The sequence below is a fragment of the Bradyrhizobium sp. STM 3562 genome (assembly GCF_045571435.1).
Classification (GTDB): Bacteria; Pseudomonadota; Alphaproteobacteria; order Rhizobiales; family Xanthobacteraceae; genus Bradyrhizobium.
Map to the genome: position 1 here is coordinate 5,077,008 of NZ_CP120694.1, position 24,198 is coordinate 5,101,205.

At 62.8% G+C, this 24,198-nt stretch carries 24 protein-coding genes; 7 read left to right on the plus strand and 17 right to left on the minus strand.

Going from position 1 to position 24,198, the window contains the following annotated elements; all coding sequences use genetic code 11:
- Nucleotides 1-73: 73 nt before the first annotated feature.
- Complete coding sequence (gene tsaA / locus P6U23_RS23590; protein ID WP_407174953.1) at nucleotides 74-565, minus strand: tRNA (N6-threonylcarbamoyladenosine(37)-N6)-methyltransferase TrmO; 492 nt, start codon at nucleotides 563-565, stop codon at nucleotides 74-76.
- A 91-nt stretch (nucleotides 566-656) separates the two neighbouring features.
- On the minus strand, nucleotides 657-1,643 hold the full coding sequence (locus tag P6U23_RS23595) for a lytic transglycosylase domain-containing protein (RefSeq protein WP_407174954.1): 987 nt from the start codon (nucleotides 1,641-1,643) through the stop codon (nucleotides 657-659).
- Nucleotides 1,644-1,947: 304 nt separating this feature from the next.
- Here P6U23_RS23595 and P6U23_RS23600 point away from each other — a divergent pair, with 304 nt between their 5' ends.
- Nucleotides 1,948-2,979 carry a TRAP transporter substrate-binding protein gene (locus P6U23_RS23600; protein ID WP_407174955.1) on the plus strand — a complete coding sequence of 344 codons (1,032 nt, stop codon included), beginning with the start codon at nucleotides 1,948-1,950 and terminating at the stop codon, nucleotides 2,977-2,979.
- Nucleotides 2,980-3,076: 97 nt separating this feature from the next.
- The gene (locus tag P6U23_RS23605; protein ID WP_407174956.1) at nucleotides 3,077-4,501 is read left to right on the plus strand and encodes an MFS transporter; all 1,425 of its coding nucleotides are present in this window, start codon (nucleotides 3,077-3,079) and stop codon (nucleotides 4,499-4,501) included.
- Between the two features lie 114 nt (nucleotides 4,502-4,615).
- On the opposite strand, the gene clpA is transcribed toward P6U23_RS23605, so the two are convergent.
- The 3 genes from clpA to P6U23_RS23620 all read right to left on the minus strand — a co-directional run bounded on the left by clpA (nucleotide 4,616) and on the right by P6U23_RS23620 (nucleotide 8,386).
- On the minus strand, nucleotides 4,616-7,015 hold the full coding sequence (clpA, locus tag P6U23_RS23610) for an ATP-dependent Clp protease ATP-binding subunit ClpA (protein ID WP_407174957.1): 2,400 nt from the start codon (nucleotides 7,013-7,015) through the stop codon (nucleotides 4,616-4,618).
- A gap of 192 nt (nucleotides 7,016-7,207) precedes the next feature.
- The gene (clpS, locus tag P6U23_RS23615; protein WP_407174958.1) at nucleotides 7,208-7,540 is read right to left on the minus strand and encodes an ATP-dependent Clp protease adapter ClpS; all 333 of its coding nucleotides are present in this window, start codon (nucleotides 7,538-7,540) and stop codon (nucleotides 7,208-7,210) included.
- A 504-nt stretch (nucleotides 7,541-8,044) separates the two neighbouring features.
- Nucleotides 8,045-8,386, minus strand: coding sequence for a phasin family protein (locus tag P6U23_RS23620; protein ID WP_407174959.1), 342 nt, complete (start codon nucleotides 8,384-8,386; stop codon nucleotides 8,045-8,047).
- Nucleotides 8,387-8,778: 392 nt separating this feature from the next.
- Here P6U23_RS23620 and P6U23_RS23625 point away from each other — a divergent pair, with 392 nt between their 5' ends.
- Entirely contained in the window at nucleotides 8,779-10,581 is a 1,803-nt protein-coding gene (locus tag P6U23_RS23625) for a serine hydrolase (protein ID WP_407174960.1), read from the plus strand.
- A gap of 323 nt (nucleotides 10,582-10,904) precedes the next feature.
- Here P6U23_RS23625 and P6U23_RS23630 read toward each other — a convergent pair whose 3' ends face one another.
- The 4 genes from P6U23_RS23630 to P6U23_RS23645 all read right to left on the minus strand — a co-directional run bounded on the left by P6U23_RS23630 (nucleotide 10,905) and on the right by P6U23_RS23645 (nucleotide 14,614).
- Nucleotides 10,905-11,630, minus strand: a complete 726-nt coding sequence (locus P6U23_RS23630) for a DnaJ domain-containing protein (protein ID WP_407174961.1) — start codon at nucleotides 11,628-11,630, stop codon at nucleotides 10,905-10,907.
- A gap of 39 nt (nucleotides 11,631-11,669) precedes the next feature.
- Complete coding sequence (locus P6U23_RS23635; RefSeq protein WP_407174962.1) at nucleotides 11,670-12,356, minus strand: VWA domain-containing protein; 687 nt, start codon at nucleotides 12,354-12,356, stop codon at nucleotides 11,670-11,672.
- 162 nt (nucleotides 12,357-12,518) lie between these two features.
- On the minus strand, nucleotides 12,519-13,409 hold the full coding sequence (locus tag P6U23_RS23640) for an alpha/beta fold hydrolase (RefSeq protein ID WP_407174963.1): 891 nt from the start codon (nucleotides 13,407-13,409) through the stop codon (nucleotides 12,519-12,521).
- A 284-nt stretch (nucleotides 13,410-13,693) separates the two neighbouring features.
- Nucleotides 13,694-14,614 (minus strand): division plane positioning ATPase MipZ, encoded by a 921-nt coding sequence (locus tag P6U23_RS23645; RefSeq protein ID WP_407174964.1) that lies wholly within the window; start codon nucleotides 14,612-14,614, stop codon nucleotides 13,694-13,696.
- Between the two features lie 301 nt (nucleotides 14,615-14,915).
- Here P6U23_RS23645 and panC point away from each other — a divergent pair, with 301 nt between their 5' ends.
- Nucleotides 14,916-15,767 (plus strand): pantoate--beta-alanine ligase, encoded by an 852-nt coding sequence (gene panC / locus P6U23_RS23650; protein WP_407174965.1) that lies wholly within the window; start codon nucleotides 14,916-14,918, stop codon nucleotides 15,765-15,767.
- Here the strand turns inward: panC and P6U23_RS23655 are convergent, their stop codons facing one another.
- From P6U23_RS23655 to P6U23_RS23675, 5 genes are all read right to left on the minus strand, one after another.
- Nucleotides 15,768-16,208, minus strand: a complete 441-nt coding sequence (locus tag P6U23_RS23655) for a DUF1489 family protein (protein ID WP_407174966.1) — start codon at nucleotides 16,206-16,208, stop codon at nucleotides 15,768-15,770.
- Between the two features lie 34 nt (nucleotides 16,209-16,242).
- Nucleotides 16,243-17,250 (minus strand): hypothetical protein, encoded by a 1,008-nt coding sequence (locus P6U23_RS23660; protein ID WP_407174967.1) that lies wholly within the window; start codon nucleotides 17,248-17,250, stop codon nucleotides 16,243-16,245.
- 278 nt (nucleotides 17,251-17,528) lie between these two features.
- Nucleotides 17,529-17,732 (minus strand): hypothetical protein, encoded by a 204-nt coding sequence (locus tag P6U23_RS23665; RefSeq protein WP_157450028.1) that lies wholly within the window; start codon nucleotides 17,730-17,732, stop codon nucleotides 17,529-17,531.
- Between the two features lie 215 nt (nucleotides 17,733-17,947).
- Nucleotides 17,948-18,316: a YidB family protein gene (locus tag P6U23_RS23670; RefSeq protein ID WP_407174968.1), complete on the minus strand. Its 369-nt coding sequence runs from the start codon at nucleotides 18,314-18,316 to the stop codon at nucleotides 17,948-17,950.
- A 130-nt stretch (nucleotides 18,317-18,446) separates the two neighbouring features.
- A complete protein-coding gene (locus tag P6U23_RS23675; RefSeq protein ID WP_407174969.1) occupies nucleotides 18,447-19,106 on the minus strand; it encodes a glutathione S-transferase family protein in 660 nt (219 codons plus the stop codon).
- An 84-nt stretch (nucleotides 19,107-19,190) separates the two neighbouring features.
- Between P6U23_RS23675 and P6U23_RS23680 the strand changes: the two genes are divergently transcribed.
- Nucleotides 19,191-19,874, plus strand: a complete 684-nt coding sequence (locus tag P6U23_RS23680) for a DUF599 domain-containing protein (RefSeq protein WP_407174970.1) — start codon at nucleotides 19,191-19,193, stop codon at nucleotides 19,872-19,874.
- Nucleotides 19,875-20,074: 200 nt separating this feature from the next.
- The gene (locus P6U23_RS23685; protein WP_407174971.1) at nucleotides 20,075-21,022 is read left to right on the plus strand and encodes an IS630 family transposase; all 948 of its coding nucleotides are present in this window, start codon (nucleotides 20,075-20,077) and stop codon (nucleotides 21,020-21,022) included.
- A 6-nt stretch (nucleotides 21,023-21,028) separates the two neighbouring features.
- Here P6U23_RS23685 and P6U23_RS23690 read toward each other — a convergent pair whose 3' ends face one another.
- From P6U23_RS23690 to P6U23_RS23700, 3 genes are all read right to left on the minus strand, one after another.
- Nucleotides 21,029-21,835 (minus strand): hypothetical protein, encoded by an 807-nt coding sequence (locus tag P6U23_RS23690; protein ID WP_407174972.1) that lies wholly within the window; start codon nucleotides 21,833-21,835, stop codon nucleotides 21,029-21,031.
- Nucleotides 21,836-21,894: 59 nt separating this feature from the next.
- Nucleotides 21,895-22,713 (minus strand): aldo/keto reductase, encoded by an 819-nt coding sequence (locus P6U23_RS23695; RefSeq protein ID WP_407174973.1) that lies wholly within the window; start codon nucleotides 22,711-22,713, stop codon nucleotides 21,895-21,897.
- Between the two features lie 99 nt (nucleotides 22,714-22,812).
- Nucleotides 22,813-23,112 carry a helix-turn-helix domain-containing protein gene (locus P6U23_RS23700; RefSeq protein WP_407174974.1) on the minus strand — a complete coding sequence of 100 codons (300 nt, stop codon included), beginning with the start codon at nucleotides 23,110-23,112 and terminating at the stop codon, nucleotides 22,813-22,815.
- A gap of 250 nt (nucleotides 23,113-23,362) precedes the next feature.
- Here P6U23_RS23700 and P6U23_RS23705 point away from each other — a divergent pair, with 250 nt between their 5' ends.
- Nucleotides 23,363-24,145: a polysaccharide deacetylase family protein gene (locus tag P6U23_RS23705; protein ID WP_407174975.1), complete on the plus strand. Its 783-nt coding sequence runs from the start codon at nucleotides 23,363-23,365 to the stop codon at nucleotides 24,143-24,145.
- Nucleotides 24,146-24,198: the final 53 nt, after the last annotated feature.

A 24,198-nucleotide genomic window follows, 5' to 3' on the forward strand; every position in this document is an offset into this window, starting at 1 on the left:
GCGAAGCAATCCAGAGCCACTCGATGACTCTGGATTGCTCCGTCGCTGCGCTCCTCGCAATGACGGTGGGTCCCTACTCCGTCTGAAAATCCCCCGGCTGGGGCTGGGCCAGCGGCGTGAACTCGCAGCGGTCCGGCTTGACGTCGAGTAGCGGCGTGCCGTCGAGACAATCGAGACCACGCACGAGGATGGTATTACCCTCCACGCCCTCAAGCTTGACGATGGACGTCCCGATCGGGTTGGGGCGCACCGGCGAGCGCAGCGAGAAGGTACCGCGAGTCGCCCTGTTGTTCTTCGGACTCTGCAGCACCACGTCGCGCCGCGACTTGTCGAGCCAGTAGATCACTTCGAGGTTGCTGTAGAAATCGACGCCCTTGATCGCGGGCACCCAGGGCTCGAAGATCTCCAGCCGGCAAATCGGTCCGTCATGGCGGCCCTGCCGCGGCGTCTCCAGCCGCGAGGTCCAGGGCGTACGGATGCGGCCGATGAAGACAAGACCGGCGTCCACAGCCTGCGGCATCTCGACCGCGACCTCGCCTTCACGAAGTTCATTCTCTCGTACCATGTGTCAGTCCTGCGTGCTGGCCGAAAGTCTAGCGAATTACCGCCGCGCCGCAATTGCGGCACCTCAACCTGCGGATGGCGGGCATAGGGTTCTAACCCCTTACCCCCATATTCCGCAGCACAAAGCAAGCGCCACCGGCGCGGCGGATGCGGTTGCAGAGATCGTCCGCTTCGGGCCGTGTATCGGCACCGATGCGGACCTGATAGAACGGTCGGGTGCCGCGGTTGCGCATGACGGAAGAGAGGATGCTCGGGTCCCGATCGCCGATGATCGAGCCAAGTCCCTTGATCGCACGAGCATACATCCCTAGCGCCTTGTCGCGATCAAAGCCGGCGGCGAGCTGCACGCCCCAGAGCTTCGCGGCGGCGAGCTGCACATGATGCTCGAGCTGAGTGACGAAGGGATTGGGCGCGCGTTTCAGCAGCGCCATCAACTCGCGGCACGACGTCATGGGGCTGCTCGGCGGCATCTTGGCGCCCTTGCCCGCCGCCGCCCATTCGTCCACCGTCGACCCCGTAATCGCCACAACATAGTTGCGGGTTTGCTCCGGCATAGGGCCTTGCCTTGCAAGCCATTCCTGCACCCGGCGCGGACCGGCATTGTAGGCGGCTGCAGCCAGTCCGAGGTTACCGAACTGGTTGCGCAGCTCTGCCAAGAATTCCGCGGATTTCGGCAACGCTTGCACCGGATCGAAGGGATCCAGCAGCCGCCGCTCGCTGGCTGTACCCGGCATGAACTGGGCAATGCCTTGCGCGCGCTCGCCGTTGCGCGTCACAGGGCCGACCGCGTCCGACTGAAAACGGCTCTCCTGCCAGATCACGCGGGCGAAAAATTCGAGCGGCAGGTCGTTGGCGCGAGCCGCCGATTCCACCATCAGGCAGATCGCTTCGCGGGTGCCGCTGTCCGCCTCGTCCGACTTCGGCGACTGTTTCGGAATGGCCAGTTCCTCGACGCTCGGCGTTGCGATGCCGGTCTTGGCCGGCGTGTCGTCCGCCGATGCGGTGTTGGTCAGCGCCAGGAGCGCGATCACGGCAAGCGAGAAGGCGGCACGCATGCCGACAAAAGTCCGCAAACGCATGCTTGTTCCCTCGGAACGCTCGACAGAAGGACGCGCCGGTCCCTTTTTTGAAAAAGATCGTGGCAATTCGCCGCGAACGCAAGCCGCGATGGCGCCCCTCCAAGCTCTTGTGAAGGCTCAGGAGAAATCGCCGCTCAGCCGGGTTGATCCGGCTTAAGCAGATCGTCGCGCCCGTGACATTGTCTTATCCCGCGGTCCGAAAGCGCGATGCGGAATCTTACCCTTAAGCCGCTTTCTCGCCGTTGACGTTGAGGCGACGATACGCTCGATTGCGAGGCACTTTCTTCAACCTTTCAGGGATGGCATGCAACTACTTGTCTCTTCCCGCCCAAAGGGCCTGTCGCTCCCCGACAAACTGATCCTCGCCTGCGCGGCCCTCATCGCCGTCGCTGTGGCGTCATTTGCGACCCCGGCGCTGGCGCAGGCGACATGGCGGATGGTGACGGAATATCCCCAAAGCAACATTTCGGGCACCGGGCTGGCAACCTTCGCGCGACTTGTCTCGGCGCGCACCAGCGGTGCCGTCAGCGTGACCATCGCTTTCGATAACGAGGCCAAGATCACTTCGGGCGACATGCCGCGCGCCGCCAAGGAGGGAGTTATCAGCGGCGGCGACGCCTTTGCCGGCGCGCTCACGCATCTCGATGCCGTGTTCGGCCTGCCGACTCTGCCCTTCGTGGTGCAATCGGCCGACGTTGCGCGCACCGTCAACAAGCGGGCGCGGCCGCTTTACGAACAGGCGCTGCGGACGCAGGGCCTGAAACTGCTCTATCTCACGATCTGGCCGGCGACCGGCTTGTGGTCGGAGCAGCCGCTGCTCGTCCATGACGAGTTGACTCACCTCAAGCTGCGCACCTACGACGACAGCTCGACAGCCGTGATGCGCGCCGCCGGCGCAAGCGCTGAATTCCTTCCCTTGAACGAGGCGATCAAGGGATTGAAGGAGCACCGGCTCAATGCCTTCCTCACCTCCGGCGACGGCGGCGCCGGACGCAAGCTCTGGGACTATCTGCCGCATTTTACGGCGATCAACTATGCCATGCCGGTCTCGCTTGCCTTCGTGCGAACAGAGGATTTCGAGGCGCTCCCGGATGCGCTCAAGGGCGAGGTGGAGGCAGCCGCCGCTAAGACCGAGCAGAGCCAGTTCGACCTGCTTGCGAACAGAAGCAGCGAAAATTATGCGCGGATGCGGGCCAACGGCGTCAGCATCGCAGAGCCGGCACCTCCGGCCCTCATTGCCACGCTGCGGCAGGCCGCGACGGCCCCGATCGCCGCCTGGAAGGCGCGGAATTCGACTGTTGCGGTCGAGATCGTGGAATGGGCAATGAAGCAATAAGGTTGCGCGCATAGCTGATGGAACCCTGCCCCGCCTGCTCGGTTGGCCCTATTCCCGCTAGTTTGCCGGGCAGTTAAGCAAGGCTCGATTCTTTAGGATGTCTCCTGCAGTTGTTGAGTACGCCGATGGCCTGCCGTTGCCGCAGCGCTATTGGGCGATCGTCACGATTGCGTTTGGTATCGTGATGGCGGTGGTCGACGGCGCCATCGCCAATGTCGCCCTGCCCACCATCGCAAGTGACCTCAATGCCTCGCCGGCGTTCTCGATCTGGATCGTCAACGGTTACCAGCTCGCGGTGACGATCTCGCTGCTTCCGCTGGCCTCGCTCGGCGAGATCATCGGCTACCGGCGGGTCTATATCGCCGGGCTGGTGCTGTTTACGCTCGCATCGCTGTTTTGCGCGCTCGCGCATACGCTGATGCTGCTTACGGTTGCGCGCATCGTGCAGGGATTTGGCGCGGCCGGCATCCTCAGCGTCAACTCCGCTTTGGTGCGTTACACCTATCCACACGATCAGCTTGGCCGCGGGATCGGCATCAATGCCATGGTGGTTGCGACCTCCGCAGCAGTCGGCCCGACCATCGCCGCCGGCATTCTGGCCGTGGCAAGCTGGCCCTACCTGTTTGCCGTGAACGTGCCGATCGGCCTCATCACGCTGGCGCTCGCCTGGCGCTCTCTGCCGTATGCGAGGCCCGCTGAACACGCCTTCGACTGGCAGAGCGCCGGCCTCAGCGCCATCACCTTCGGAGTGGGGATCGCCGCCATCGACAGCGTCGGACATGGCGAGCCTCTCGCTACCTGCCTGCTGCAATTCGCGATCGCGGGCGCCGCCGCCGCCGCGCTGATCTATCGCGAAACGCACATGGAAACCCCGCCGCTGTTGCCGGTCGATCTGTTGCGGATTCCGATCTTTGCGCTGTCGATCGCAACCTCGATCGCCTCATTCTGCGGCCAGATGCTGGCCTTTGTCGCCTTGCCCTTCTATCTGCAGAGCCGGTTCGGCTACACGGCCGTCCGCATGGGTCTATTGATCACGCCCTGGCCGATCGCGGTCGCCTTCGCCGCTCCGCTGGCGGGCCGGCTGGTCGAGCGGTTTCCGGCCGGCCTTTTGGGTGGCATCGGGCTGCTCATCTTTGCGCTGGGGCTGGCGACGCTGGCGCTGTTACCGGCCCATCCGACGCCTTCGGACGTGATCTGGCGCATGGCGCTGGCCGGCTTCGGTTTCGGCCTGTTCCAGACGCCCAACAATCGCACCATGATCGCGGCCGCACCGCGCGAGCGCTCCGGCGGCGCCAGCGGCATGCTGGGCACCGCGCGGCTGCTTGGACAAACCACCGGGGCTGCCCTGGTCGCGCTGTTCCTCGCACGCTATCCGGCCGAGGGGACACAGCTCTCGCTGCTCGCCGGCGTCGGCTTTGCCTTGGTCGGCGCCATGCTGAGCATGCTCAGGCTCTCGCCCGCCGGCGCCCGCGGCGCCGAGGAGGTGCGTGTGCGTGACGGTCAGCGCCTGAAGGGCGAGTGAGCGCGGCACCGCGCGCCGCCCAACGCCCACGATCGGCAAGCCCGCAATCAAGCCGCGACAGGCAAAAAGGCCGGCTTTTCAGCCGGCCTTTCGATCGATCAATCGAAGCACGCGTCAGACTTTGACCAGCGGCCCCTTCGAGGTCGGCCCCTTGGCGCCGCCGCCTGGGCCGCCCGATTTCGGCTTGCGCTTGCGCGCGCCAGGCAGCTTCTCTGGCTTCGGCGTGACCGGACCTTCGACGAACTCGAAGCCGATCTTGTCCGTCCCCGTCGCCTCATCCTTGACCAGCACGACCCGGACATGGCCGCCGCCCTTGAGCTTGCCAAACAGCACCTCGTCAGCCAGCGGCTTCTTGATGTGCTCCTGGATGACGCGCGCCATGGGCCGCGCGCCCATCTGCTGGTCGTAGCCGTGCTCGATCAGCCAGGCCTTGGCGGGCTCGGACAGCTCGATAGTGACGTCGCGGTCGGCGAGCTGCGCCTCGAGCTGCAGCACGAACTTTTCCACCACCATGCCGATCACGTCGACATTGAGATGCGCGAACGAGATGATGGCATCGAGGCGGTTGCGGAATTCCGGCGCAAATTGCCGGTTGATGGCCTCGTGGTCGTCGCCTTCGCGCTTGCTGCGGGTGAAGCCGAAAGCCTGCTTGGCGAGATCGGCAGCGCCCGCATTCGTTGTCATGATCAGGATCACGTTGCGGAAATTGACCTGCTTGCCGTTGTGGTCGGTGAGCCGGCCGTGATCCATGATCTGCAACAGTACGTTGTACAGATCCGGATGCGCCTTCTCGATTTCGTCCAGCAGCACCACGCAATGCGGATGCTGATCGACGCCGTCGGTCAAGAGACCGCCCTGGTCGAAGCCGACATAGCCCGGAGGCGCGCCGATCAGGCGCGACACCGTGTGCCGCTCCATGTATTCGGACATATCGAAGCGCAGCAGTTCCACGCCCAGCGTCGCTGCGAGCTGTTTTGCGACCTCGGTCTTGCCGACGCCGGTGGGACCGGAGAACAGATAGCAGCCGATCGGCTTTTCCGGTTCGCGCAGGCCCGCACGCGCAAGCTTGATCGAAGCGGAAAGCGACTCGATCGCCTTGTCCTGACCGAACACCACGCGCTTCAAGGTCGTTTCGAGATGCTTCAGCACCTCGGCATCGTCCTTTGAGACGCTCTTGGGCGGAATCCGCGCCATCGTAGCGATCGTGGTTTCGATCTCCTTGATGCCGATGGTCTTCTTGCGCTTGTTCTCGGCGACCAGCATCTGCGCCGCTCCCGACTCGTCGATCACGTCGATCGCCTTGTCCGGCAGCTTGCGGTCATGGATGTAGCGCGAGGAGAGCTGCACCGCAGCCTCGATCGCCTCGTTGGTGTATTTCAGCCGGTGATAGTCCTCGAAATAGGGCTTCAGCCCCTTCAGGATCGCGATCGCGTCTTCCACCGACGGTTCGTTGATGTCGATCTTCTGGAAGCGCCGCACCAGCGCGCGGTCCTTCTCAAAGTGTTGGCGATATTCCTTGTAGGTCGTCGAGCCCATGCAGCGGATCGTGCCCGAAGCCAGGGCCGGCTTCAGCAAATTGGACGCATCCATCGCGCCGCCGGAGGTGGCGCCGGCGCCGATCACGGTATGAATCTCGTCGATGAACAGGATCGCGTTGGGGTGCGCCTCCAGTTCCTTCAGCACCTGCTTCAAGCGCTCCTCGAAGTCACCGCGATAGCGCGTGCCCGCAAGCAGCGTGCCCATGTCCAGCGAGAACACGGTGGCCGCCGCCAAAACCTCCGGCACCTCGCTGTCGACGATGCGCTTGGCGAGTCCTTCGGCGATCGCAGTCTTGCCGACGCCGGCCTCGCCGACGAACAGCGGATTGTTCTTCTGGCGCCGGCACAACACCTGGATCGCGCGGTTGATCTCGGAGTTCCGCCCGATCACCGGGTCGATCTTGCCGTCACGCGCCTTCTTGTTGAGGTTGACGCAATAGGTCTCGAGCGCCTCGCCCTTTTTCTTGGCGTCCTCGTTGCCCTTGGTCTCCGTCTCCTCGTCGACGCCGCGCACGGGCCGCGCCTCGGAAACGCCGGGCCGCTTGGCAATGCCGTGGCTGATGTAGTTGACGGCGTCGTAACGCGTCATGTCCTGCTCCTGCAGGAAATACGCGGCATGGCTTTCGCGCTCGGCAAAAATCGCGATCAGGACATTGGCGCCGGTCACCTCTTCGCGACCGGACGACTGCACGTGAATCACCGCGCGCTGAATCACGCGCTGGAAACCGGCGGTCGGCTTGGCGTCGTCGGCGCCATCGGTAACCAGATTTTCGAATTCGGTTTCGAGATAGTTGACCAAGCTCGTGCGCAGCTTGTCGAGATCGACACTGCAGGCACGCATCACGGCCGCCGCATCGGAGTCGTCAATCAGCGACAGCAAGAGATGCTCTAGCGTCGCGTATTGGTGATGTCGCTCATTGGCAATCGCCAGCGCACGATGCAGGGATTGCTCAAGGCTCTGGGAAAAAGTCGGCATTCGCGCTCCTGTGGCCCCCTGCCATCATGATCGCCGTCGCCCGTCGAGGCAACAACAACCTTACTCACCATATAGTTATACAAGTTCGCGGCAAAAGACCGGTTCCGCGAGTTAAGCGTCGCAACAGCGGCATCCGTCCACGGTATTTCTCGATGCAAGACCCGTTCCGCTTTGGACCGAACGGGCACGCCGTTATTTTTTTTCCATTACGCACTGCAGGGGATGCTGATGCTTGCGCGCGAAATCCATCACCTGCGTCACCTTGGTCTCGGCGATCTCGTAGGTGAAGACGCCGCACTCCCCGATCCCGTGATGGTGGACGTGCAGCATGATCTTGGTCGCGGCTTCCGGGTCCTTATTGAAGAATTTCTCCAGCACGTGAACGACGAACTCCATCGGCGTGTAGTCGTCGTTGAGGATCAGGACGCGATAGAGATTAGGCCGCTTTGTCTTCGGCTTGACCTTGGTGATGACGGAGGTGGAAGGACCGCCGACGCCCCCGGTACGGTTCTCGTCGTTGCTCATTCGAACGGCAAAGACGGCGGAGGCGGGCCGAACAGATGGATCAGAGCTCAAAGTTAGTTGCGACATGGCACAAGCGTTCAAAGGGTCCCCACGGAAGCCGAATAGCGATCGTGTGACGCTGCCGAAGCTACCTCGGTCTCCAGACAAGCTTTCCAGATCGCCGCTCCCGTTCGGTCCGGCCCCCGGGGCGGATCGATCGATGGAATATGGGTCAGTCGGCGCCTCATCGCAAGCGCGGGGTCATTGGACCCGCATACGGCGAGGTCGATTCCCGACCAGGCGATCAACATCGTAGGTTAATCAATCCTGCGCCGATTTACAAAACCAATTCCATTCGGCTTTGCGATTCCGCAAGAGCTGTCCGCTTTGTGACGAGCTTTAGCCGCGGCGGAACATGCGTGTCCCTTACCGTGCTTTGCCCGAACAAGCCCTTGCTTCGCTCAAACAAAAAAGCCCGGCCGACGCGACCGGGCTTTCGGCGATGATCGTGTCGGCGTTGCGGCTTTACTGCGCCGGCGTCGGCGCAAACTTCGCGGCCAGCGTTTCCACCGGCTTGAACACCTGCTTGGCGAGATCGCCATAGAGACCGGCAATCTTCTGCGACTCCGCGACAAAGGTTTCATACGCCGCCTTGACGTATTCGGTCTCCGCCTCGAGCACCTTGTCCAGCGATTTCACGCTGGAAAGTTTTTCCACAAACGACTTGGTGTCCTCATACGATTTCTTGCCGTAGTCGCCGTACGCTGTGGCGATCGCGCTGAGCCCGTTCTGCACATTGGTGGCGGAAGCTACGAATGTTTCGAACTGCTCCTTGCCGTAATTCTGGAAGTCCTCAACCTTGAACATTACAAATTCCTTTTCCCAGACTGCTTGAATAGCCGGGAGGTCCCGGCTCCCTGACGCGACCGTTAGATACCGCATTGCACAATAAACGTCAAGATTTTTGTGCACTGCACAATCAATTCAAAATTCCGGCAAATCCAGGGTTCAAAGCAAGGGTTACTTAAGGCTTTGGCAACCCTCGCCCCCTACCCTGATTCCTGGACCTGTTCACCCTTCCGCAGGCAGTAAAAAAGCTGTTTGTGAGCAGTGCCTTAGCTAGAAAAGCGGCCTGAACTTCGACTCCGCGGGCAAGCCAATGGCCTGGATCGACGTTCGCGCAGGGAATGATCAGCGGGGACTGGGCACAATTTTGCCTCACGAGCCGGTGATCAAGTCAGAAACTGGGACGGGGATTCATGCTTCGCAAAAACTTGGCTTCCTCGCGCTTGGTGCGAGTTAGCATTTTCGGGGTCGTCACGCTGACGGCCGGCGCGATGGTCACGACCGACAGCGCTCAGGCGCGTCGCTCTCACCGTTCTCACCACCACGTTGCCCGCTCTCATCAGGACTCGGGCGACGACTACAGCCCCAAATTTTCGTCGATCATCGTCGACGGCAACTCCGGCGCGGTGCTTACGGCCAATAGCCCCGATGGGCTTCGTCACCCAGCCTCGTTGACCAAGATGATGACGCTCTATCTGCTGTTTGAGCGTCTCGATGCTGGCAAGATCAAGCTCGATAGCGAAATGCCGGTATCGGAACACGCCTCCGAGCAGGATCCGACCAAGCTTGGCCTGCGCCCTGGGCAAACCATCAAGGTCGAGGACGCCATCAAAGGGCTGATCACTCGCTCCGCCAATGATGCTGCCGTCGTGATCGCCGAAGCACTGGGCGGCAGCGAAGATAACTTCGCCAGAATGATGACGCGCAAAGCGCGCGAACTCGGTATGAGCCGCACCGTCTATCGCAACGCATCCGGCCTTCCGAACGACGAGCAGGTGACGACGGCACGCGACCAATCGATTCTCGGACGCGCCTTGCAAGACCGCTTCCCGCGCTACTACCGCTATTTCTCGACGACGGCCTTCACCTTCCACGGCCAGACGATCCGTGGTCACAATCACCTGCTCGGCAGCGTGGAAGGCGTCGACGGCATCAAGACCGGCTACACCCGTAGCTCCGGCTTCAACCTGGTCACCTCGATGCATCGGGGCAACCGTTTCCTGATCGGCGTGGTGATGGGCGGACGCAGTGGCGGTTCGCGCGACGCTATCATGCGCAGTCTGCTGGCCGAAAACCTCGATAAGGCTTCCACCGTCCGTACCGCTGCCGCGATCACCGAGCACAACGTCGCGGACAACACGGCTGACGCCGATGATGACGCGCCCGATACCCGCTCGAAGGGCGTGCAAGCCGCCGTCGCGGAACCTGCGGCGGCAGCGCAGGCCCCTGCACCGGCCCCGCGCATGTCCCTCCTGGCCCAGGCGACCGCGGCGGTGCCACCCGCGCAGCCGAAAGATCCCGCTCCGCTCACCAACGGCGTGATCCAGAGTCAACCGGTGGCGGTCATTCCAGGCTCCTCGGAGCCGATGAAGCCGGTCCGGGTGAAGACCGTGCAGGTGAAAGCTGGCCCGTTGAAGCTCGCTTCCGCGGCCCCGTCGCAGCCGGCACCGCCCGTGACCAGCGCCCTCCCGCCGACGCGACCTGACGTCGCTGAAACCTCCAATGCCCTCGTCGCGAGGGCTGAGACCGGTCGCGGCGAACCGCCAAGGGCCGATACCGCCAAGCCCGAAACAGCGAGAACTGATCTGCCGCCGCAACCGCCGGGCTTTGGGACCGGCAACGGCATTCTTGGTGTACTCCCCGCCTCCAGCGTGCCCTCCTCTTCGCCGGCGCAGGCGATGGCCTATGCCGCCCCATCGCAGGCCCAAGCCGCACCGCAGAGTGCTATCAGCAAGTCCGCGGCCGTCCATACCGGCTGGATCGTCCAGGTCGGCGCGCTGGAGAGCGAAAGCGAGGCGCAGCAACGCATCGAGGCCGCGCGCAACCAGGCCCGCGGCCTGCTCGCCAAGGCGGACCCGTTCACCGAGCCCGTGATCGCCAAAGGCGACCGTAAACTCTACCGCGCCCGTTTCGCAGGCCTTGACCGCGATCAGGCGGAAGCGGTGTGCCGGACGCTGAAGCGTTCCGAAATCTCCTGCATCACCGTGAAGAACTAAACATCAAACCCGCAAGAGCGAGACAGAGGGCCCGCGCCGCAAAAGCGCGGGCTTTTTGCGTCTGTCCGGTCCCGAACTTCTTCGCGGCGACTGTCTTGCTCGGAGCAGATGCGTCGGAACAGAAAGCCCGGGTCACGGTTCTGGCAGAACCGCGGCTTCTTCCGAGCTGCAGTGCCGCAAAGCTGCAAACGTCTCGTCAAGAATTTGCGGTTAGAACTTTTTGCAACAAATGATCGACCACGCCGCGCAACGGCGGGCGACCTCGGCGTCACTCAGAGGCGGCCAGCGGCTTTCGGTTGTAGCGTTTGTTGGCGTTGCCGGAGTCAGCCGTGATGCGTGCGAAGCAGAGTATCCTTGGCCTCGTTTACACGGGCGGCGAGATACGTCGACCCCCCTTGGTCGGGATGCAGTTTCTTCATGAGCGTACGGTGGGCTTTGGCGATTTCGTCGCGCCCCGCGCCCGGCTGCAGGCCAAGGATCTGGTAGGCCTCCTCTTTCGTCATTTTGCTGCTCGCCGTCGCGCGGCGCTGCCCCCCTGCCGCATTTCGCTGCGCGTCCTCACGCCAAGCGGGAAACCGGCGGTCCAGATAGCTTTCAAGTAAGGCCACGCTTTCCGCGTCAAAGGCCGTGATCATCGCCGTCAACTGCGGCAGGTCGAACTCATCGAGTTGGCGCCCCGCATAAGGGCCGGCCACAATCCGGCCTTTCAGTTCGCCGCTGTCGTGGTCCAGAGTCATTTCCAGAAAATGCGAGCGGACCTGCGAGCGCTGTCCTGCGGAGCGCTGGCCGCCGCCAAACAAGCCGCCGATGTTGCCGAACCCAGACGATCCGAACGGCGACCAGCCCAACAGGCCCGCGCCGAACACGCCGATCGGAATGGCAACCGCAAGCTCGCCGCGCAAACCGACGAAGGCGGCGACCGCCAACGCCACCACGCCACCGGCGATCTTGAGCGCGCGCGCGAGCACGGCCGGGTTTGCGGCCCGGAACATCTGCAGCAGCAAGTAAAGCGTGAGGACGGCAACGGCGCCCGCGATCAGGGTCGGCATGGCTCCAATATAATGAAATCAGCCGCAAAAAGTCAGGGATCACTTGATCTGGCCGAGCAGCTTGGCCGCGCCGCTCTCGCGAGCCGACAGCCGCCTTAAGGCTTCGCGCCCTCCGGCGGCATAGGCGGCCGCGGCGCGCAAAAGTTCGCGCAATTGGGCCCCGGCGCCCGGATTGAACCGGCACCAGGCCCCGCCGCTCAAGCGTGCGATTTCACGAAATGCCTGCTCGGCCGTGGGATCATGTCCCTCCTGGAACATGAACACCGGCACTTTGAGCATGCCGAGTTCGCCCGCCTTGGCGCAGAGATCGTCGACGCTCTCTTCCATGGCATCGCCCACGAACGCCACTGCGCGCACGCCGGACGCCGCCGCCTCGCGCCTCGCTTCGGCCAGCACCTTGCCGATCTGGGTGTTGCCGCCGCGACAATCGATCTTGCCCATCAACCGTGCGAGTTCGGAGCTGTCGGAAATCCATCGCGAGGCGCGGCATTCATTGAACCCGCGGTAATAGACGAGACGAATATCGAGGCTGCCGAGCGAGGCCGCTTCGCGGAACATATCCGCCTGGAGCGCGCAGGCCATGTCCCAGGTCGGCTGCCGGCTCATGGTGGCATCGAGCGCGAACACCAACCGCCCTCTCGCGCCCGCTGCATGCGGCAACATCGTCCGGGCCTTGGCGACGAAGGCGGCGATGTCCTCCGAGCTAGATGTTTTGGCTTGAGGCACGGAGCCGCACTGCTCGGCCTGTCGCGCCTCGTCTGGCAATTTATTTCTGGTCGGCTCGGGTGACACGACCATGGCCCTCGCAGTTGGTGGCGAGCCTAATCTGGGCCGGCTTGTCAGGATGTGCCAGTGCTTTCCGTCGCAACCGAAAGGCAGTTCGGATAATTAGTGCGTCAGCGCCTTTGCCTTCTCAGGCTGCTTGCCGACCGGCACGTAAGGCGCCACCGGGCCAGGCTCCGCCAATACCTTCGGCGTGCTGACTTCAACCGGCGTGCTGTCGGAGGTATCGCTATCGGCCAGGAATTTATCCAGCATGCTCTGGATCGAGGCCTTGGCCGTCTCAGAGCCGGTATCGCGCATGTCGTTATGCTGGAATTCGGTCTTTACGACCGTAATACCCTCCTTCTCGCAGATGTCTTCGGTCGGGACCACGCCAGGATCGGCCTTGAACTGCGGATCGTGCGAACGGAACGAGAGGATCTTGAACTTGCCCGAGGTGACGAAGGGCACGCGCAGATTATCGAGCGTCACGACCTTCTTGACCTCTTCGGGATACTGCTTGGCGAAGTACATGGTGATATCGCCGCCCATGGAATGTCCGACGACGGTCAGGTGGTCGTAATCCGCGTTGGGTTGAACGTTCTTCATCTCCTCAACGGCGAACCTGATATTGGCAACGCCGCGCTGGATCTGCTTCAGACGTCCGACATAGAGCTCGCCAACCTTGGTCACCATCGGCGGGTCGGTCGGCAGGTCGTGCTGGATACTGACGACGACATAGCCGCGCGCGGCGAACACGTTCGCCAGGAACGAGTATTCGGTGTTCTTGACGGTGTTGCCGTGATTGAGGATTGCGACCGGCAGCTTGATCATGCCGGCATTCGCCTGCATCTCCTTGTCGCGGCGAACAGCGATATCAACCGGCACAGGGCGGTTGTCGCGCGCCGGATCGTAAAAGGTCAGAGACTCGTGCTTGATCGCCCATTTGCTCGCCATGATATAGCCAACGACGAACACGGCGCCGACCGACAAAAGAACGGTAATTCCACGCTTCATTCTTGACCTCGGAGATCGGCTTGATCGCCCAATTCGAGTGCGGAAAGTCGCTCTATTCCCTAGTATATGTAACGACTGCGTGACAGGAAGACCAAATGTTGTGAATTTGCCGCCTTATCGTTGTGCGCCGCACCTAGATATTGCACAGCGGTAACGAGCAACTGCCGGCCTCATTAAACTTCGACGCTTTGAGTCAAGCTCCGGTTCAAATGTAGAAAAGCCCGCGCGAGCGGGCTTTGCATTGCGCAGGATCAGTTATGGGTAGTAGGAAATACCGTAACGTGCTAAGCGAGAATATCGTGCAGCTCGAGCGGCTTATCGACCTGGGCGAACCACTCCGCCCGATTTGCGGCGCGGCGCCGGCCGCGTTCATCCAGCGGTAATTTGAGCTGGCGCAACAGGCTCGTCACCTCTTCGCGGGCGGTGACATGGCCAAGGCTTGGCCGCGTGCCGAGCGTCGCCTCGTCGATGTCATCGAGCGCGGTCAGGCCACGCGGAAAGAACTCGCGATAGACCACGCGCTCGGCAAGACCGTCGATGGCGCGGAAGCCGAGTTGGAATGACAGTTCCTTCAGCCCGTCGGCGACGAGCTGCTTGTTGCGCGAGCCCAGCATCGACAGGCGGTTGCGGACCACGATCCAGTCGGTGGTGGCGCCGTCGAGCTGGCGGCGCTTGCGCCTGGTATCCCGGACCATCTCCGCATAATGGCTGATGCCGGTCACCGCATAGGTCGCGGGGTCGACGGTGCCGAGCACGTCGAAATCGAGAAAGCTGTCGTTGATCGGGGTGACCAAGGTGTCGGCCATGGAGTGCGCAAGTCGCATCAGGTAGCTGTCGGTACCCGGCGTGTCGATGACGATGAAATCGAAGGTCCGCTCGACCGCGCTCACCGCCTCGGCAAACTGCTGGAACTCCGAGTTCTCGTTCTCGGCGATCTGCATGGTCTCGCCGAGCTTGATGCAACTATGGACCGGCAGTTCGAGCGTGAGTCCGGTACGCCGCGCCCAGGCGCTGCGGTTATTGATGTAATGCGTAAAACTCTGCTGGCGGGAGTCGAGATCGATGGTGGCGACGCGCTGGCCTGCTTTCAGAAGAGCAACGGCAATATGCAACGCCGCGGTGGATTTGCCCGACCCGCCTTTCTCGTTGCCCATCACGACCACATGGGCGGCGCCCGATCGCCCCTGGCCAGCCTGCACCAGCATGTTTCAGCCCCCGTGACATCTTTGAGTTGCGCGCCGCTGCGGTCAAGTGAAATGCACGCAGGCAGCATTAAATCGCACGTCGTGTCACTTATTGATGACTCGCCCGTCCGCGTTGCATCTTCTGCGGCCGAGCCCACAAATTTTGTGCGAGTGATGTACGCGTTCAACACAAAGACGTCAGCGGACGCGCATGGTGGGCCAACCGCGCTGTTGCCAAAGTCGAATTCTCTGTTGTTAATGCGCGCGCTCTTACGCCAGCCTGGCGATCCTGCGGTCCCGCCATCAAACCAGTCGAGCCCCGATGTCACGAAGTCCCATGATCGTCCGCACGGTCCCTACCTTGCGGCGCGCCGTCGATAGTCTCCGCACCCGCAGAGCCACGGTCGCACTGGTGCCAACCATGGGTGCGCTCCATGACGGCCATGTGTCGCTGGTCGACCTCGCGAAGCGGCGCGCGGACAAAGTGGTCGTCTCGATCTTCGTGAACCCCACCCAGTTCGCACCGACGGAGGATTTCGGCTCTTATCCGCGAACCTGGAAGGCGGATATCGCCAAGCTGGCGGCCGAGAAAGTCGATCTCGTCTGGCACCCCGACGTCAAAGCCATGTATCCGGACGGTTTCTCGACCCGCATCCTGCCCGAAGGCCCCGCGACGGTCGGCCTGGAGGATCGTTTCCGTCCGCATTTCTTTGGCGGGGTCGCAACCGTCGTCGCAAAGCTATTCGCGCAGGTCCGGCCGGACGTCGCCATCTTCGGCGAAAAGGATTTCCAGCAGCTACGAGTGGTGACGCGGATGGCGACCGATCTCGACCTCGGTGTCAAAGTGATCGGTTCAAAGACCGTCCGCGAGCGCGATGGGCTCGCGATGTCGTCCCGCAACGTCTATTTGTCGCCAGAGGAGCGGCAGATTGCGCCCGAGCTTTACCGCGCCATGAAAGAAAGCGCACGCCTCCTGCGCAGCGGCACCGAGATCGAGGCGGCGATGGCCGCTGGCACCGAAATCATCAAGCGAGCGGGCTTTAAGCTGGACTATTTCGAACTCCGGCATGCCGAGACGCTGGCGCCGGTCAGCTCGCGCGACGAACGACCGATGCGCATCCTGGTCGCCGCCAAGCTCGGAACCACCCGCCTGATCGACAATATGGGAGTTTAGCTAAAGCAGCCCAAGCTCGCGCAATTCACGCCGCATCGGTTCGGGCATGTCGGCGAGGGCGGATGCCGACGTCTTCGTGAGATCCGGCGGCACGGCCTCTTCCTTGAGATAGCGCCAGCCCTGGAAGGGACGCATCGGGCGCGGCGACACCGCGATCACCTTGGGCTGCATCACCAGACGGCAACGGCCGATGCCGTCACGGTCACGGAACGGCTCGATCGCAACGATCTTCTCGCGCGCCGCGATCTCGCCGCGGATCACCCAATAAAGCGAGCCACCGTTCAGGATCTCGTCGATCCGCTTCGGCGTCATCCGGGTCACGTGAACGTGCCGCTGCGGCAGCCCCTTCTTCTTGGCCAGCTTCATTCGCTCGGCGACCCATCCTTTCAGCTCTTTGACGGAATCGCAGCCAACGGCGAGCTTGATCAGATGCAACGGCATGGTTGTTCGAAACTAACGAGCGGCGGAGGCGCAATCAATCGTTCGATGGCGCGGGCTGAGAAGGTGTCGGCGAAAGCAGGGTTGGCCCTACCCCGGGCGCTGGCGTTGGTGATGGCGTCGAGCGTGGCGGTTTGGGTGTGGTCTTCTTGGCCGCGGCCACGGCCGGGCTTGGGCGTGGGGCCGGCGCTGCCGCATTCCCCGGCGGTGGAGATGAGCGCGCTCCTCCCGTACCTGTGCCCGGCTCCGGCGCCATGATGCTCACGGGAGGCGTAGAAGCTGCCGACGGAAAGTCGGCATTGGTCGGCTTACCCGTCGGCACCGAGGGCGGGAACGCCGCAAGTGCTCCCATGCCCGGAGCCATGGCGGACGATCCGGTGGCAGCCGTGGTCTGCGGCGCACTCCACGTTGCGGCGTAGCGGTTGACGAGCGCTTCATAGAGATGCTCGTCCATATTGGTGATGATCTGGTGATTATCGGTCAGCGAGCGGAACACGCTGCATTCGGTCGGCGAGCAGTGCTCCCGCGCCTGCAGTACCTGCGCCACCAGACCGTAGCGGTCATGCTCAATCGAACGGCGCACCGCCTGCATGTCCGGGGTCATGATTTTCGCTGCGGTGGCGGCATCGCCCAGTGCAGTCAGGCGAGAAATCTGGGAGGCGATATAGCTCACCGCGGCAGCAGTGGATTCGGCCGACGCGAACACCGCCCTCTCGCAGGCTGCCAGCACGACATCACCGGCAAGGTCGTCAAGGCAGGATAGAGACGGCAACACGGGGCCGCTGATTGGAGCCACGGACCGCGCCTCGGTTGCAGCGCTACGGCCGGATGGCGTGCCGTAGCCGCGAATGGTCGACGCCACCGCGATCCCGACCGCCAGCAACGTAATGACCGTGAGCGCACCGGTGGCGACCGATTTCTCGGCACGCGCAAGCGTGATCACGACGAGAACCCCGAAAAAGCCCGCCGCGGCCAGTGTCAGCCACATCGGAAAGGCCGACGAGCGCCAGAAATCGTCCAGCGATGTAGCCCATGACCAATTCATGCGCGAAGAATCCCTGAGCCAGCCCGAAAAGCATTCTCAGCCAAGGCGAATGCCTCATCAAGGCATGCATAGTGTAGAATGACCGCGAGAGCCTCTTTTGGTCGGCGCAGACGCAGGTTCCGCTTGGTCCTACCGGATACGGCAGTTCCTTCCAAGCGAATCGGGCGGCATCGCCGCAACGGTGTGCGGGCGGTTGAACACACTTGGAGCCCCCGCGCCAGTGGCCTAAGCGCGCAGGCCTCAAAGGGAAACACTAAGGGTCGTGTGTAGCTGTTCGGTTAGGAGAGGGCGAGCTGGCTTTCCTTGGCGACCCGTTCGAAAGCTTCCGTGGCGCTCTTGATCCGGTACTGGCAGTCATCACCTTCGGTCGGGAGCTGACGGATGACCTCGTAGGTGCCGCGTGCGGCCGGACGCGAGATGTTGCTTGCAGTGAAGTACACGGTCGATCCAACGGGGAATTTGTGTTTCAACGCCCTCTCCATCACACAACAATACCGGTCCGCGCCCACGGTCCCGCTGCAGCGGCCGGTTGGATTCAGCGCCGGTTGTATAGCACGCGCCCATGCAGATTGGCCAGCTTCATGGCGGCATGGCAAACCCACAAATTCCGCAAGCTTTTCAGAGTGATAAAAGGTTAATCCGGATGGCTCACGGCCACCCGCGACAGCCGCCCTACGCCCCTGCCCCGCCGCGCCCTTTACGCATTGTGCGGCAGCTTCCCGTCGGGGCTCGCGCGGTCCACGGCGACCGGCAATTGGTGCGCCAGCACCTCCGAGACCTGATCGATCGGTATGTTGTACTTCGCGGCGATCTGCCGGACGGTGTCGTTGCCAAGCACCTGCCTGATTTGGTCGGCGGTTATCGGCAGATTCTGGCCGGTGCCGATCCAGGACTTGACCTGCTCGCCGAAGCCAGCCTGCTGGAGCTTGGCGATGATCGCATTGAGCCCACCCTGGCCGCCCGAACCGAAGACTTCGCTCATCACCACCGGCAGTACCGCAGCGCCAAGTTGACCGAGCGCACTCTTAAACGCCGGCGAATTTTCTAGTGAATCGAAGATACCCATGGTCTTCCCTCTGTTTGCGGGGCTGCAGAACCGTTCCGATTGAGGCGCGGCGGCACCTGTCCGTCAAGCCACGGACGGCGCCACATTGTCGTTGCGACGGTCTGCAGCATTCCCTCTCATCGGTCATGATCTACATGTTCTCGAACTTTTCGATGACAAGCGTTTCGGCGAGCGCCGCCTCGGTCCATTCCCGAAAGGCGGGCAGCGCCATCATCGTCTGCATATAGGTCTTCGCCTCCGCCCCCACATCGATCGCATAGGTGCGGAACCGATGCACGACCGGCGCGTACATCGCATCCGCGCCGCTGAAGGCACCGAACAGGAACGGTCCGCGACTGCCGTAGCGCCGGCGGCACTCGCTCCAGATCTCCTCAATGCGCGCGATATTGGCCAGGGCATCCGACGACAGCGCGACGGCGCCGACCGGCCGGTGCAGGTTCATGCCGCATTCGTTCCGCAGCGGCATGAATCCTGAGTGCATCTCGGCGGAGATCGAGCGCGCATGCGCGCGCATGGCGGCGTCCTCGGGCCACAGCTTCTTCTCCGGGAAGCGCTCGGCCAGATATTCAATGATGGAAAGCGAATCCCACACGGTGACGTCGCCATCGACCAGCGACGGTACCTTGCCCGAACGCGAATAGCTCAAGATGCGCTGCTTGTCGGCCGGGTTGTCGGTGTAGAGCGGTATGAAGACCTCCTCGAAGGCGATGTCGCTGGCGCGCATTGCGAGCCAAGGCCGCATCGACCATGAGGAGTAATTCTTGTTGCCGATCACGAGCGTCAAAGTCATCCCGCACGAATCCCTTTTTGGCGTATGGTCGCGCCGACCGGGCGGCGCTGACGCGCTTTACCATTTTAGCGCGGGGGTTGCATCATGGCTTCATATTCGTATACGGCCGACATCCTGGCCGTAGGCTTTTTCGTCTTCGAGTGGTTGGCTTACGCCATCACGCTCGAACATACGGCTTACGGCCGCGACAGCCTTTCGGCGCGCATGAATGTGTATCGCGAAATCTGGGTGCGCCGGCTGCTGGACCGCGAGGCCCGCATGGTCGACATGCAGATCATGGCTTCGCTGCAGAACGGCACGGCGTTTTTTGCCTCCACCAGCCTGTTTGCCATCGGTGGCGCGCTGGCACTGCTTCGCGCCGGCGCTGACGCGGCGATCGTGCTCAGCAAACTGCCGGTCGACTTGAGCCCCTCGGCGCATCTGTGGGAGGTCAAATGCGTCGGGCTGGTGCTGATCTGCGTCTATGCCTTTTTCAAATTCGCCTGGGCGTATCGGCTGTTCAACTATGTCGCAATCCTGTTCGGCGCGATGCCGCCGGCCACCAAGCGGGACACGGCGGAGGCCGACGCCCATGTGATCCGCACCACGCGTTTGTTCGAGGCAGCCGGGCGGCATTTCAACCGCGGGCAGCGCGCATTCTTCTTCGCACTCGGCTATCTCGGCTGGTTCATCAGCCCTTACGTCCTGTTCGTGACCACCGCCGCCGTCGTGATCGTGACCTGGCGGCGCCAGTTCGCCTCAAATGCCTGGAGTGCCATGGGGAGCTGAAGCATGACCGCTTTGGCCTGACGCGCACACCGTCTCGGACCGTCATCCCCGCGTCGGCGCCTCTGGGCAACGGTGATAGTTCGGTCCGCTTGGCGGTAAGAGGCCCTAGAGCGGTTCACAGCTTCATTGAATCGGAAGGGATTCCGGTTTTGGGGCGAATGTGATTCAAGATGCTGGCTGGGACTGGAGGCCAGCATCCGATGGTTCGACCAATTTCCAATGACCTGCGTAAGCGTGTTGTTGCGGCGGTTGCGAAGGGTGAGAGCTGTCGTTCGGTCGCAGCGAGGTTTGGCGTTGCGGTGTCGTCCGTGGTGAAGTGGTCGCAACGTTATCGCGCGACCGGCTCGGTAGCGCCCGGGAAGATGGGGGGCCATCGCAAACCCGTCCTTGAGCCGCATCGCGCCTTCATCAAGGAACGGATCAGTCAGACGCCGCATGTGACGCTTCACGCCCTAAAGGACGAACTGGCGGCGCGCGGGATCAAGGTTTCCCACAATGCGGTTTGGCTGTTTCTGCGTCGCGAAGGGCTGCGGTTCAAAAAAACGCTGCTCGCCCTCGAGCGAGCTCGCTCAGACGTCGCGCGTAGACGCCAGCGCTGGCGTTCATGGCAGGCCAACCTCGATCCCCGACGCCTGGTCTTTATCGACGAGACCTGGATCAAGACCAACATGGCCCCACTGCGCGGATGGGGGCCAAAAGGCGAGCGGGTGCGGAGCTTCACGCCACATGGCCACTGGCGCACCCTGACTTTTGTCGGCGCCTTGCGCTGCGACCGCCTCACCGCGCCGTGCCTGTTCGACGGCCCAATCAACGGCGAATGCTTCCGCGCCTATGTCCAGCAGGTTCTCGTTCCGCAGCTTCAGCCCGGCGACATCGTCATCATGGACAATCTCGGCAGTCACAAGTCGGCTGTCCTGCGCAGCTTGATCAAAGCCGCCGGCGCGAGGCTCTGGTACCTGCCGCCATACTCCCCCGACCTCAATCCGATCGAACAGGCCTTCGCCAAGATCAAGCACTGGATGCGCGCCGCCCAGAAGCGCACCATCGACGACATTTGCCGCCATATCGGCAGCCTCATCACAACCATCCAGCCCAACGAATGCAGCAACTACTTCGAAAACGCCGGATACGCTTCTATCAAAACGTGAAACGCTCTAGACGAAATCCTGCGGAGTGAAGGAGAGATCGAGCACCTTCCATTCGCCGTAGCGATCCGGCGGCAGCATGTCATAGGGTTGGCAGGCCAGTAGCGCCCGGACCGCGCTCTGCTTCAGATCCACGCCTTTCAGCGAGGCGGTGCCTTCGATCAGGATGGGCTCGGCCGCAAGCCGCGCCTGCGGCGTCATCATAACGCGCAGCTTCACCATGACATTATCCGATCGCGCCACCGACGCCGGCAGCTTCGAGCAGCTCTTCAGGTGCTGCCGAAATGCGGCCACCACGCTCGCGGGCACATTGGCTGCAGAAGATGCGTTCGCGTCGATGCCATCGCCCGGTCTGTCGGGCGTGGAGGTTGGAGGCGGCAGGGCGTCCGGCAGCCCGAGCATGACGTGATATTTGACTGTCAGATCGGGCTCGGGCGGCGTATAGGCGGGTGGCCCGGAAGGCGCCGAGGCTGCGGCGGTCGGCTGCTGCGGTGCGGCTTGCGGCTGAGCCGCGGTTTCATGGCTTTCCGGAGGCGTTTGGCTCTGCGGCGGCTGCGCCGCTTCCGCCGGCGGCGGGGACGCGGCCGGTTGCGTCATTGTGGCCGCATCAAGCTGTGGCAGTTGGGGCTTCGGCTTCTGCTCAGGTTCCGGCGGCTTCGGAGCCTCCTCTGGCGTAACCAGATCGACCGCGATCGGCTCGGCCGTAACCGTGCCGAACGGATGCACCTCGCTGAACAGCAGGATCAGCGCGAGACCTGCGAGATGCACCACTGCCGAGGCTACAATGCCCGGCCGCATGAGCTGCCGAACGTCCATCCTGTCCGACCGATTTGATCGCCGTCCCTCGCCTCAGCATAGCCGCCCGCACGGCGGCCTCAACCCCATTTCGGCGCGAATCCAAAATCGGTCAGCCGGCCCTTTGGACTGGCAAGCTCAAAGATCTGCTCCATCTCCTCGCCGGAGAGCGCGAAATCGAAAATGTTGATGTTCTCGGACAGGCGCTCGATGCGGGAGGTGCGCGGGATGGCCGACACATTCTGCTGCACCAACCAGCGCAGGCAGACCTGGGCCGGCGTCTTGCGGTGCGTACGCCCGATCCGCAGCAAGGTCTCGTCGTTCTTGATCTTGCCCTTGGCGACCGGGCTATAAGCAACTACCGCCATGCCCTCCTGCGCGCACGCCGCCCTGACCTTGGCCTGGTCGAGATAAGGGTGGTACTCAACCTGGTCGCATGCGAGCGGCTCAGGACAAGCCTTCACCGCCTCCTCGATCAAGGCCACGGTGAAATTGGAGACGCCGATGTGCCGGGTCAGCCCCAGCCGCTTGGCATGCGCCAGCGCGCCCAGCGTCTCGGCCAATGGCACGTGCGGATTGGGCCAGTGCAGCAGCAACAGGTCGACATGGGGCTGGCGCAGCCTGACCAGGCTTTCCTTGGCCGAACGCTCGAGATCATTCGGCGCGAAATGATTGGTCCAGACCTTGGTGGTGAGGAAGACCTCGTCGCGCTTTACGCCTGCGGCGCGCACTCCATCGCCGACCTCGCGTTCGTTGTCGTAGACCTGGGCGGTGTCGATGTGGCGATAGCCGAGCTTGAGCGCCTGCTCGACGATGCGCGCACAGGTACGCCCACGCAGCTCCCACGTGCCAAGCCCGATGGCCGGGATCCTGGCGCCATTGGCTTCAATGAATTGCATGATGGAACTCTGACCAATCGTGCCGTCATTATGTCCCGCAGGCATTGACGTGCCAACTGGCGGCGCCGGGCCCCCCTCTTTGGATCGGCCTTTGCCCACTCAACTTTTCGCCAGGGCCGCAAACACCGTATCGGGCGCGTGGGCAATGACAGCGAGCAGCGCCCGCGCCGGTCCCCGCGGCATGCGCTTGCCCTGCTCCCAATTCCGGATGGTTTCGACGGGCACCCCGACTTTCGCTGCAAATTCCTGCTGGGTCAGCCGCGCGCGGCGGCGGAGGTCGCGCACTTCAATCGGCGCGGTTTCGGCGCGGCCGCTCGGTGCATCCGGCGCCAGTGGAAACTCCTGCCCATCGCGCAATTCGACGATGCGTCCATCCGCTTTCAGCCGAAACCGCTGCATGCTCAAACCTCGCGCATGGCCTGCCAAGCGCGCCACGGAACAAGAGCTGGGTGGATTTGCCGTGCGCGCTCGATGGGACCATGATGGGACAAGCGCGTTAAGGTCGAATTAACGATAACCACCGTTTGACACAACAAAGCACGTGATCTTGGACTGTACTCTCATGCGTTCCCCCATCGGCCAACCAAGCGAATTGCCGGCTAGCGACCGTCCTGGAGCGTGGCTCCTTGGATTACTTGTCGCGCTCGCCATGTCCTGCTCTGCCGCCGCACCAGTTGCGGCAGGCGCGCCAACGGAAGGCGCCGCTTGCCCGCGCAACGACGCGGTGGGCACCTCGCGCATTCTCGAGGTCGATGCCGCAAGTTTCCCGCGGGTCGGTTTGAAGAGCTTTCCGCAGACCTTGCCGCTGCAGGATAAGGAGGTCGTGCTGACCTTTGACGACGGGCCCTGGCCGCCGACGACGCAGAAGGTGTTGCAGGCGCTGGCGCAGGAATGCGTGCACGCAACTTTCTTCCTGATCGGCAGGTCCGCGTCCGAATATCCGGACCTGGTGAAGCGGATCGCCGCGGAGGGGCACACGATCGGCCACCACACCTGGTCGCATCCGAGTCTGAAGCGCATTGCGCCCGACGAGGCCGTCGCCCAGATCGAACGAGGCATCGCAGCCGATGAAAAGGCGCTTCACGGTGTTGCGAGCGCAACTCCATCGACCCCGTTCTTCCGCTTTCCGGGTTTCGAATCCACACCCGCAACGCTCGATCTCTTGCAATCGCGCGGCATCGTTGTGTTCGGGGCTGATCTCTGGGCGAGCGACTGGCAAGACATGACGCCGCAGCAGGAGCTGGACCTGCTGATCAAACGCCTCAACGTGGCCCAGAAAGGCATCATCCTGCTGCATGATACCAAGGGAAGGACCGCCGCCATGCTGCCGGCCTTTCTGCGCTATTTGCGGGAGAACGGCTACCGCGTGGTGCAGGCGGTGGCTGCGGACCAGCAGAAGCCACCGGCCGTCGACATGACCCGGGCGCCCTGATCTGACATCTTTGTGAAACTTAGGCGGTTAATGCTGTATTCATCCCACGCGGT

Bases quoted from the DNA above. Each gene is read 5' to 3' on its own strand.
- tsaA (WP_407174953.1), bottom strand. From the start codon at position 565: ATGGTACGAGAGAATGAACTTCGTGAAGGCGAGGTCGCGGTCGAGATG.
- P6U23_RS23595 (WP_407174954.1), bottom strand. From the start codon at position 1,643: ATGCGTTTGCGGACTTTTGTCGGCATGCGTGCCGCCTTCTCGCTTGCC.
- P6U23_RS23600 (WP_407174955.1), top strand. From the start codon at position 1,948: ATGCAACTACTTGTCTCTTCCCGCCCAAAGGGCCTGTCGCTCCCCGAC.
- P6U23_RS23605 (WP_407174956.1), top strand. From the start codon at position 3,077: ATGTCTCCTGCAGTTGTTGAGTACGCCGATGGCCTGCCGTTGCCGCAG.
- clpA (WP_407174957.1), bottom strand. From the start codon at position 7,015: ATGCCGACTTTTTCCCAGAGCCTTGAGCAATCCCTGCATCGTGCGCTG.
- clpS (WP_407174958.1), bottom strand. From the start codon at position 7,540: ATGAGCAACGACGAGAACCGTACCGGGGGCGTCGGCGGTCCTTCCACC.
- P6U23_RS23620 (WP_407174959.1), bottom strand. From the start codon at position 8,386: ATGTTCAAGGTTGAGGACTTCCAGAATTACGGCAAGGAGCAGTTCGAA.
- P6U23_RS23625 (WP_407174960.1), top strand. From the start codon at position 8,779: ATGCTTCGCAAAAACTTGGCTTCCTCGCGCTTGGTGCGAGTTAGCATT.
- P6U23_RS23630 (WP_407174961.1), bottom strand. From the start codon at position 11,630: ATGCCGACCCTGATCGCGGGCGCCGTTGCCGTCCTCACGCTTTACTTG.
- P6U23_RS23640 (WP_407174963.1), bottom strand. From the start codon at position 13,409: ATGAAGCGTGGAATTACCGTTCTTTTGTCGGTCGGCGCCGTGTTCGTC.
- P6U23_RS23645 (WP_407174964.1), bottom strand. From the start codon at position 14,614: ATGCTGGTGCAGGCTGGCCAGGGGCGATCGGGCGCCGCCCATGTGGTC.
- panC (WP_407174965.1), top strand. From the start codon at position 14,916: ATGTCACGAAGTCCCATGATCGTCCGCACGGTCCCTACCTTGCGGCGC.
- P6U23_RS23655 (WP_407174966.1), bottom strand. From the start codon at position 16,208: ATGCCGTTGCATCTGATCAAGCTCGCCGTTGGCTGCGATTCCGTCAAA.
- P6U23_RS23660 (WP_407174967.1), bottom strand. From the start codon at position 17,250: ATGAATTGGTCATGGGCTACATCGCTGGACGATTTCTGGCGCTCGTCG.
- P6U23_RS23665 (WP_157450028.1), bottom strand. From the start codon at position 17,732: ATGGAGAGGGCGTTGAAACACAAATTCCCCGTTGGATCGACCGTGTAC.
- P6U23_RS23670 (WP_407174968.1), bottom strand. From the start codon at position 18,316: ATGGGTATCTTCGATTCACTAGAAAATTCGCCGGCGTTTAAGAGTGCG.
- P6U23_RS23675 (WP_407174969.1), bottom strand. From the start codon at position 19,106: ATGACTTTGACGCTCGTGATCGGCAACAAGAATTACTCCTCATGGTCG.
- P6U23_RS23680 (WP_407174970.1), top strand. From the start codon at position 19,191: ATGGCTTCATATTCGTATACGGCCGACATCCTGGCCGTAGGCTTTTTC.
- P6U23_RS23685 (WP_407174971.1), top strand. From the start codon at position 20,075: ATGGTTCGACCAATTTCCAATGACCTGCGTAAGCGTGTTGTTGCGGCG.
- P6U23_RS23690 (WP_407174972.1), bottom strand. From the start codon at position 21,835: ATGGACGTTCGGCAGCTCATGCGGCCGGGCATTGTAGCCTCGGCAGTG.
- P6U23_RS23695 (WP_407174973.1), bottom strand. From the start codon at position 22,713: ATGCAATTCATTGAAGCCAATGGCGCCAGGATCCCGGCCATCGGGCTT.
- P6U23_RS23700 (WP_407174974.1), bottom strand. From the start codon at position 23,112: ATGCAGCGGTTTCGGCTGAAAGCGGATGGACGCATCGTCGAATTGCGC.
- P6U23_RS23705 (WP_407174975.1), top strand. From the start codon at position 23,363: ATGTCCTGCTCTGCCGCCGCACCAGTTGCGGCAGGCGCGCCAACGGAA.